The sequence below is a fragment of the Jatrophihabitans sp. genome, assembly GCF_051960575.1.
In the GTDB taxonomy this organism is placed as follows: domain Bacteria; phylum Actinomycetota; class Actinomycetes; order Mycobacteriales; family Jatrophihabitantaceae; genus JBQCEE01.
Map to the genome: position 1 here is coordinate 1 of NZ_JBQCEE010000013.1, position 8,935 is coordinate 8,935.

Annotated in this window: 8 protein-coding genes and 1 pseudogene; 7 read left to right on the top strand and 2 right to left on the bottom strand. The window is 72.0% G+C overall.

Annotated elements, in window-relative coordinates; genetic code table 11:
• The 5 genes and pseudogenes from ACTHMS_RS00665 to ACTHMS_RS00685 all read left to right on the top strand — a co-directional run.
• Positions 1 to 628, top strand: a pseudogene (locus tag ACTHMS_RS00665) (hypothetical protein); the annotation flags it as partial.
• On the top strand, positions 628 to 1,329 hold the full coding sequence (locus tag ACTHMS_RS00670) for a hypothetical protein (RefSeq protein WP_440304750.1): 702 nt from the start codon (positions 628 to 630) through the stop codon (positions 1,327 to 1,329). The pseudogene ACTHMS_RS00665 and the gene ACTHMS_RS00670, both read left to right, overlap by 1 nt.
• A gap of 4 nt (positions 1,330 to 1,333) precedes the next feature.
• On the top strand, positions 1,334 to 2,374 hold the full coding sequence (locus tag ACTHMS_RS00675) for a WXG100 family type VII secretion target (RefSeq protein WP_440304751.1): 1,041 nt from the start codon (positions 1,334 to 1,336) through the stop codon (positions 2,372 to 2,374).
• Positions 2,375 to 2,384: 10 nt separating this feature from the next.
• Positions 2,385 to 2,861 carry a hypothetical protein gene (locus ACTHMS_RS00680; RefSeq protein ID WP_440304752.1) on the top strand — a complete coding sequence of 159 codons (477 nt, stop codon included), beginning with the start codon at positions 2,385 to 2,387 and terminating at the stop codon, positions 2,859 to 2,861.
• Positions 2,862 to 3,104: 243 nt separating this feature from the next.
• Positions 3,105 to 4,019 carry a hypothetical protein gene (locus ACTHMS_RS00685; RefSeq protein ID WP_440304753.1) on the top strand — a complete coding sequence of 305 codons (915 nt, stop codon included), beginning with the start codon at positions 3,105 to 3,107 and terminating at the stop codon, positions 4,017 to 4,019.
• Positions 4,020 to 4,161: 142 nt separating this feature from the next.
• Here ACTHMS_RS00685 and gndA read toward each other — a convergent pair whose 3' ends face one another.
• Positions 4,162 to 5,589: an NADP-dependent phosphogluconate dehydrogenase gene (gene gndA, locus ACTHMS_RS00690; RefSeq protein WP_440304754.1), complete on the bottom strand. Its 1,428-nt coding sequence runs from the start codon at positions 5,587 to 5,589 to the stop codon at positions 4,162 to 4,164.
• Between the two features lie 131 nt (positions 5,590 to 5,720).
• On the opposite strand from gndA, the gene ACTHMS_RS00695 reads away from it, so the two are divergent.
• Together ACTHMS_RS00695 and ACTHMS_RS00700 are read left to right on the top strand one after the other, a co-directional pair.
• On the top strand, positions 5,721 to 7,190 hold the full coding sequence (locus ACTHMS_RS00695) for a DUF1800 domain-containing protein (protein ID WP_440304755.1): 1,470 nt from the start codon (positions 5,721 to 5,723) through the stop codon (positions 7,188 to 7,190).
• A 20-nt stretch (positions 7,191 to 7,210) separates the two neighbouring features.
• The gene (locus tag ACTHMS_RS00700) at positions 7,211 to 8,524 is read left to right on the top strand and encodes a DUF1501 domain-containing protein (RefSeq protein ID WP_440304756.1); all 1,314 of its coding nucleotides are present in this window, start codon (positions 7,211 to 7,213) and stop codon (positions 8,522 to 8,524) included.
• Between the two features lie 12 nt (positions 8,525 to 8,536).
• Here the strand turns inward: ACTHMS_RS00700 and ACTHMS_RS00705 are convergent.
• Positions 8,537 to 8,935 (bottom strand): serine hydrolase (locus ACTHMS_RS00705; RefSeq protein WP_440304757.1); only part of this gene is annotated, 399 nt, incomplete at its 5' end.

An 8,935-nucleotide genomic window follows, 5' to 3' on the forward strand; every position in this document is an offset into this window, starting at 1 on the left:
GCGCCCGGTCGTCCCCACGCCCGCGCCGACGTCGAAGCGGTCGGCTGCGGAGGACAGCCCGCGCACCCGCGCGCGTCCAACCACGCCCGCCGGCCCGCGCGAGCGCGCCGCCGTGCCGGGGGACGTCCGGGAGGCCACGACCCGTCGACCGACGAAGGTCGGCGACGGCGCCGTCGATGTCACCGAGGCGCCCGACGCAGCAGCGCCCGCCGCCCGCGGTGTCCGGCGCTCGTACCTCGTCGTCGCCGCGGCGGCCGTGATCATCGTCGTCACGGTGATCGGTGTCGTCCTCAGCGCCAGTGGGGGCGGGCGGCCGCACACCGACCCGAGCGTCTCCGCGAACGGGGCCACGGCCTTGGCGGAGCCACCGGGGCAGCCGACGGTCACGGCGGCGTACGACGCAGCGAAGCACGTCGTCACCTTCAGCTGGACGTACCCGGGCGCGCGGTCGGGCGACTACTTCATGGTCGCGCCGGCCGTCGACTCGCCCACCCATCAGCGCGTCGACGTGCCGCACCTGACCGTGCCCACGACGAAGCCCGCGACGACCTGCCTCGTCGTGTCGGCCTACCACGCGGGCAACGATGCCGGGTCGACCGCCTCCGACCAGGTGTGCGGCGGCAGCTGATGACGGTGCACGTGGACTTCTGCGGCGAGATCCATCCCGTCGGCACGGACGAGCCGCTGGTGATCGGACGCGACGGCGCGCTCACCATCGACGACAACCCCTACCTGCACCGGCGGTTCCTGGAGGTGAGCCGCCACGGCGGCATCACCTGGCTGACGAACGTCGGGACGCGGTTGTCGGCCACCATCGCCGACGGGGACGGGCTCATGAACGCGTGGCTCGCGCCCGGCGCGCAACTGCCCGTCGTCTTCCCGCGGGCGCTGGTGTGGTTCACCGCCGGGCCCACGACCTACGAGTTCGAGATCGTCCAGGACGAGCCCGCCTACGTCCCGACCGTCGCCGAACCGACCGCGGCGGGGGAGACGACCATCGGCCGCGTCGCGTTCACCACGGATCAACGGCTGTTGATGGTGGCCCTCGCCGAGGACGTGCTGCGTCGTGGCAACCGCGGCAGCGGGACGGTGCTGTCGTCGGCGGACGCGGCGACGCGGCTGGGTTGGACGCTCACGAAATTCAACCGAAAGCTCGACAACGTCTGCGACAAGCTCACCAAGACCGGTGTGCGCGGCCTCTACGGCGACTCGAGCAAGATCGCGTCCAATCGCCGGGCGCGACTGGTCGAGTACGCCGTCGCAGCCAGGCTCGTGACCCGCGACGATCTCGAACTGCTCGACGCCCGACCGGTCTCCCGAGAGGACTGACGCCGTGACCAGACAGGGGATGGACCCCGACAAGATCCGCACGCTCGCGGGGCAGGCCGATCAGCAGGCGCTGCGGCTCTCGCAGCTCATCACGACGGTCGACGGCCTGGTGCGACGGATCGATGCGACCTGGCGCGGCCGGCGCGAGCAGCAGTTCGTCGCCACGTGGCACTCGCACCTGCGGCCCGCGCTGACCCGCGTGCAGCACGACGTCTCGACGATGGCGTCCTCCGCGCGCGCCAACGCCGCCGAGCAGGAGTCGGCGAGCAGCGCCGGGTCGACGTCGTGGTCGGGGTTGATCGGGGGCATCTGGACGATGTCGGCGATGACAGCCGGCACGACCATCGGCGGGCTGCCGTACGCGGCGAGCGGCAGCCTGTTCGCCGTGGCCCAGGCGTCGGGGCACCTGCAGGCCGATGCCGATGGTGCCGAGGTTCAGGGCGCTGCACGGGCCGGCGTCGGCGCCCAGGACGAGCTCACCCTCGGCGACCCCGGGCTGAACCTGCACCGCGAGGACAGCGTGTTCCTGGGCGCGCAGGCCAGTGGCAGCGCGGGCGCTCGGCTCGACGGGCACGGCTACAGCGAGCACGTCGAGGCCGACGCGTCGGCGGGGGTGACCGCGGAGTCGTCGACGCGCATCGGGAACGACCACATCAGCTTCACCTCGACGAACGAGGCCTTCGCGGGCGCGCGCGCCGACTACGGTCAGCACCTGCACGTCGGCACCGACGGGTTCGCCATCGGCGGGCACGCCGGGGTGTTCGCCGGCGCCGAGGACACACAGACCGACACGGTGCACGTCGGGCCGCTGACGAGCTACGCGGGCGCCGGCGTGTCGGCGGGTGTCGGGGGCGGCGGCGCGGGCGACCTGTCGCTGACGACGCACGACATCGGGTTCGACGTCGACCTCGACCCCGACCTGTTCGGGTGGAAGGTGCCGGTGTCGATCAAGGGTGGGTCGCACCTCGACCCGACGCAGGCGCTCGACGACGTCACGTCCGGCTTCGCCAACGGCTGGCACTACCTCACCGGCTCGCGTCACTAGGAGAGCGACGATGCCTTTCGAACTCACGGCGCCGAGCGCGACCTTCCCCGCACCGCCGGCGTGCTCGGTCACCGTGCCGGACGACTGGGAGCCCGTCCTGCTGCCCGGCGCGTCGGTCGCCGCCCGTCAGTCCGGCACGGACGGCACCTTCGCCGCGAACGTCGTGATCGCCGTCGACCGGTCGTCCGTCGCCTGGAGCGTCGACGACGCGCTGCTGCTGTTGCGGCGCGACCTCGGCCCCGGCGCACGGCTGGATGAGCCCGCGGCGGTGAGCATCGGCGAGCGCGAGTTCGTCCTCGTCAACGCCGCGTTCGACCACCCCGAGCTCGGCACGCTCGTCCAGGCGCATGCCTACACCAGCGTGCCCGTCAACGAGCAGGTCAAGGACGTCGTGCACGTCGTGGGCACCTGCACGGCGGATCGCCGCGCCGAGGAGTACCCGCTCGTCCAGGGCGTGATGAACTCCGTGCGGCTTCTACCTGGCTGACGGTCGCGCCCCCCTCCGGATCTTGATGCCCTGGGCGGGGCATGGGTCGCCTGGACCATCCGCGTCCGGCTGACGGTGCCGCCCCACTCCGGATCTTGATGGTGTGGACGAGGGTGGGGCGGCTGACGGCATTTGGGTCCGGCGTGTCAAGGCCGGAGCGGCGGACTGTGGATGAGCGGCCCGGCGTCCACAGCGGGCTGCGGTTGCGGTCCCGCGGACCGCAACGTCGGCCACGCTCGCGGCATGACGGCGCTCACCCGCTCGGCCGCGAGATCCCGCATGCCCCGCCTCGACCAGTTCGACGGCGTCGCGACCTTCGAGGGGCTCGCGTCGGTCGGCATCGGCTGGGACGAGGCCGCCGCGCACCTCGCCGCCGGGCGCTGGACCTGCCACGGCTACGCCCTGCTCCTGCACAACGGCGAGCCGACGCGCGCACAGCGCGAGCAGCTCGCGTTGATCAACTGCGGGCCCAGGTCGGTGCTGACCTCGTTCACGTGCGGTGAGCGCATGGGTCTCCGCGGCTGGGAACGGCCCGACGTGCACGTGCTCGCCCCGGCTGGCACCACGAATCCGCACAGGGACGGCGTCACGCTGCACCGCACCGGCGACTGGTCGAAGGCCGACCTGATCGTCGCCCGCCGCCTGCACCGGTTGGCGCCGGCGCTGGTGATCGCCGCGAGCAGTTTCGACTCGCCGCGTCCGGCCTGCGGCATCCTGGCCGCCGCCGTCCAGCAGCGGCTCGTCCGGCCATGGGAGCTGCGTGCCGCGGTGCAGGCGGCCAGCCGGACGAGGCACCGGCACGCGCTGCTGCTCGCGGTCGACGACATCGAGGGCGGCGCGCAGGCGCTGAGCGAGATCGACTTCGCGCGGATGTGTCGGCGCGCGCGCCTGCCCGAGCCGCGGCGGCAGGTGGTGCGGCTCGACGAGGCCGGACGCCGGCGCTACCTCGATGCGCTGTGGGAGCGTCCGGACGGCTCGGTCTTCGGCGTCGAGGTCGACGGGGCGCTGCACCTCGCGGCGTCCCACTGGTGGCACGACATGCTGCGCCAGAACGAGCTCACGATCGCCGGAACGCCGATGCTGCGCTTCCCGACGGTCGTGGTGCGGCACGAACCGGCGCTGGTCGTCGATCAGGTGCAGCGGATGTTGATCCGCTGACCGACTCCCGACCAACCTGGACCATCAAGATTCGGATGGGGCGAGTCGCCGGCTCCGGCGCCCCGCCCGGACGTGGATGGTGTGGCCGGGGCGGGGGCCGGTGTGGGCATCAAGATCAGGATCGGGGGACGTGGGTCAGGGGTCAGGCGTCGTGCTGCTTGCCGTCGCCGGCCCACTCGACGTGGAACGCACCGTCGGTGTCGACCCGCCGGTACGTGTGGGCGCCGAAGTTGTCGCGCAGGCCCTGGATGAGGGCCGCGGGCAGGCGCTCGGCGCGTAAACCGTCGTAGTACGAAAGTGACGACGCGAACGCCGGGGTCGGGATGCCGGCGAGGGCCGCCTTCGAGACCACGCGCCGCCACGCGTCCACACCGTCCTTCACCGCATCGGCGAAGTACGGGTCGACCAGCAGCGACTCGAGGCCGGGATTCTTGTCGTACGCCTCGCGGATGCGGTCGAGGAAGCGGGCGCGGATGATGCAGCCGCCGCGCCAGATCGTCGCCAGGGCGCCGCGGTCGACGCCCCAGTCGTACTCGTCCGAGCCGGCCTTGATCTGGTCGAAGCCCTGGGCGTACGCGACGACCTTCGAGGCGTACAGCGCGCGGCGCACGTCGTCGACGAACGAGTCGTCGACATCGAGCGAACCCCGCGAGGTACCGAACGCCGCGCGCGCCGCCTCGCGCTGGTCGGCGTGCCCCGACAGCGAGCGGGCGAAGGTGGCCTCGGCGATGCCGGTGATCGGGACGCCGAGGTCGAGCGCCGACTGCACCGTCCAGCGGCCGGTGCCCTTCTGCTCGGCCTGGTCGAGCACGATGTCGACGAAGTCCTTGCCCGTGACGTCGTCGCGGTGCCGCAGCACGTCGCCGGTGATCTCGATGAGGAACGACTCGAGGTCGCCGGTGTTCCACTCGGCGAAGATCTCGCCGACCTCGCTCGCCGACTTGCCGAGCCCCGCGCGCAGCAGGTCGTAGGCCTCGGCGATGAGCTGCATGTCGGCGTACTCGATGCCGTTGTGCACCATCTTCACGAAGTGGCCCGCGCCGTCCGGCCCGACGTGCACGCAGCACGGCGTCCCGTCGACCACGGCCGCGATCGACTCGAAGATCGGGCCGAGCTTCTCGTACGACTCGGGCGATCCGCCGGGCATGATCGACGGGCCCTTGAGCGCGCCCTCCTCGCCGCCGCTGACGCCGCAGCCGACGAAGTGCAGCCCGTGCTCCTTGAGCGCGGCCTCGCGCCGGCGGGTGTCGCCGAAGTGCGCGTTGCCGCAGTCGATGACGATGTCGTCCGGCTCGAGCAGCGGCACCAGCTCGTCGATCACCGCGTCGGTCGCCTCGCCGGCCTTCACCATGATGATGATCGCGCGCGGCCTCTCGAGCGACGCGACGAAGTCCTCGCGCGACTCCGACGGCACGAAGTCCCCCTCGTCACCGTGCTGCTCGACGAGCGAGCGGGTGCGTTCGGGCGAGCGGTTGTGCAGGGCGACGGTGTGGCCGTGGCGGGCGAGGTTGCGCGCCAGGTTGCGTCCCATGACCGCCAGTCCCGTCACGCCGATCTGTGCACCGCTCACCTGTAGGCCTCCACCCGTGTCGTTGGTCCCGGACTTCCGACCGGGACGTTGATCCCTTACCCTGACCGCGAGCGGGGACTTCGAGGAAGCGCTCGGGCTCGTGGGGACGGCCCGCCAAGGATGGCACAAACGTGACCCAACTGATCTGGCCGACGGCGAAGGACGCCCTCGCGCACTGCCTGGGCTCGGCCCACGCACCGTTGCGGTTCAACCCGACCGAGCACGTGCTGAACCGGCTCGCCTTCGGTCCCACGCCAGGCCACCGCGCCTGGATCGCCAAGCACGGCATCGACGCCTGGTTCGTGGCGCAGGTGAGCGCCGGACGCTCGCAGCCGATCTACGCCGGGAACGCGAAGGTGGCGGCGGTCGGTCCGCTGCTGAAGCTCAACCCCGCCGACCTGCGCGACTGGCTGACGAACAACGGCGACGAGTACGGCTGGGACGCGATGGACCAGCTCACCCGGGTCACCGTGGGCCTGCAGGCCTGGAGCTCGGCGCAGCTGTACGAGGTGCTCGTCGACTTCTTCAGCAACCACCTCAACGTGGCCAACCACCGCGGTGATCTCTGGGTCACCCGGCACACCCACGACCGCGACGTCGTGCGCAAGTACGCGCTCGGCACCTACACCGACATGCTGCTCGCGTCGGCCCGCAACCCGGCGATGCTGAACTACCTCACCCTCGCCGACTCGACGAAGTCGCACGTCAACGAGAACTACGGCCGCGAGCTGCTCGAGCTGCACACGGTCGGGCTGCACTACACCGAGAGCGACGTCGTCAACGCCGCGAAGGCGCTCACCGGGCGCACGCTCGACGAGCACCAGCACTACCTGTTCGACGACTACATCCACCCGACCGGCCCGCTCAAGGTGCTGGCCTGGACGCACCCGAACGCCGACGCGACGCAGGGTGAGGCCGTCGGCGACTCGCTGCTGCGCTACCTCGCCGCGCACCCGGCCACCGCGCAGCGGCTGGCGACGAAGCTCTGCCAGCGGCTCGTGAGCGACACCCCGTCGGCGGCGCTGGTGAACGCGGTGGCGCAGGCCTACCTCGAGTACGGCACGGCGATCGTGCCGATGGTCAGGACGATCTTCCACTCGACGGAGTTCTGGCAGTCGCGCGGCATGAAGGTGAAGCGTCCGTTCGAGAACGTCGTCTCGACCATCCGCGCCCTCGCCATCACGCCGAGCAACTACGAGAAGGCGCTCGAGACGCTGCACTGGGTGGGCCGGTCGGTCGACCACCTGCCGCTCGAGTGGCCTGCGCCGAACGGGTACCCCGACGTCGCCGCGGCGTGGCGGTCGTCCGGCGACCTGCTGCGGCTGTGGGACTACCACCTGGGCTTCGTCGGCGGCTGGTTCGACGGCCTGCCGAAGCCGTCGCCCGCGGCGCTGTGGGGCACGCCCGCCACGAGCGGCGCCGCCCTCGCCGCGCTCACGAAGCGGCTGACCGGCACGTACTGGTCGTCGACGCACCTCGCCGTGCTGCAGACGTTCCTGGGCGAGCCGGCGTCGACCCCGATGAGCCGCTCGAAGCTGCAATGGATGTTCGAACCCGTGGCGGGCGTGATCCTGCACGGCCCGCACCACGCCCTGCGTTGAGAGCCACGGAAGGCCTGATCATGATCGACGAACTGGACTGCTCGCTGCGCCGCCAGGCGGCCGCCGTGCAGCGCGATCTCGCCGCGCAGGACGAGGCATGGGGGACGAGCGGCTGGACGCGCCGCCGCTTCCTCGCGGGCGTCGGCATGGCCGGCGTGGCCGCGCTCGGCACCCAGCTGGTGACGACGCGGGCGGCGTTCGCGTCGACGCCGACCGGCACCGAACGCACGCTGGTGGTGATCTTCCTGCGCGGCGCGGCCGACGGCCTGCGCATTCTGCAGCCGATGACCGACTCGCTCGGCCTGTCCTACCTGCGGGGCGTGCGCTCGTCGCTCGTGCTCGACAACTCGGCGATCGCGCTCCCGGGCCCGTCGCTCGGGTGGGGGCTCAACCCCGCGCTCGCGCCCCTGACCCCCTACCTGGGGACGAACGAGCTGGCCTTCGTGCCGGCGGTGTCGACGCCCGACCTGTCGCGCAGCCACTTCTCGTCCCAGGTGCTGCTCGAGAAGGGCGGCAACCCGGGCGCGACCGACGGGTGGCTCAACCGGGTGCTCGCGCAGCTCGGCCCGGGCACGACGTTCCGCGCGATCGCCGAGGGCGGCGACCTGCCGCAGTCGATGCTCGGCCCGCAGACCGCGGTGGGCCTGAACTCGATCGACGACTTCACCTTCCCGGCGTGGGACGGTCTGCAGCAGTCGTCGCAGCAGGCCGTCGCCACGCTGTACCGCGGCTTCGTCGGCACCCTGGCGACCGACGTGCCCGTGACGCTCAACGCGCTCGCGACCGCCGCGAAGGTGCAGGCCGACAGCGGCCCCCGCAACGGCGCGCAGTACCCGGGCGGCGACTTCAGCGACGCGCTCGGCGACGTGGCCAAGATGCTGCGGACGGAGGTCGGCATGCAGGTCGCCACCGTCGACATCGGCGGCTGGGACACCCACACCGACGAGGCGAACGACCTCGACGACAACCTCGCGTACTTCGCCAAGTCGCTGAACGCCTTCCTGACCGACCTCGGCCCGACGCGCCGCTCGCGCGTGACCGTCGCCGTCATGACCGAGTTCGGACGCCGTGTCGGCATGAACGCCTCGGGCGGCACCGACCACGGCCACGGCTCGGTGATGTGGCTGCTCGGCGGCGGGCTCTCGCGCTCCGGCGTCTTCGGCCGGTGGACGCCGCTGTCGGACGCCGTGCTGGACGCCGGCGACGTGCCCGGCCTCAACTCGCCGTTCGCCGTGCTCGGCGAGGTGGCGCAGAAGCGCCTCGGCGTCGGCTCGATGTCGTCGATCTTCCCGGGCCAGGACGTCGCGCCGCTGGGGGTCGCGACAACGCTCTGACCAGCGGCATCCTCAGACGCGCTCGAGGGTGGTGCGGGCGACCTTCGGGGCCTGGGTGCCGATGACCCGGGTGAGGTGGAAGAGGCGTCCGAGATGCGTGGACGCGTAGGGCTTGCCGCTCGTGACGAGGGCGACCGAGAGCTCGCGGCGCGGGTCGGCCCAGAACATGACGTTGGTGAAGCCGAGGTGCCCGAACGCGTCGTCGGTGTCGGGGCCGTAGAGGCCGAGCACCTTCGCGCCGAGCATGTAGCCGGCGCTGTGGCGCAGCGGGGCGCCGAGACTCCAGTCGAGCTCGTGGTAGCTGCGCTCGGCGAGCGCCCGCCGCAACGTGCGCGGACGCAGCACGGTGACGCCGTCCATCGAGCCGCCGCGGCGCAGGATCTCCATGAACCGCGACATCTCGTTGGCGTT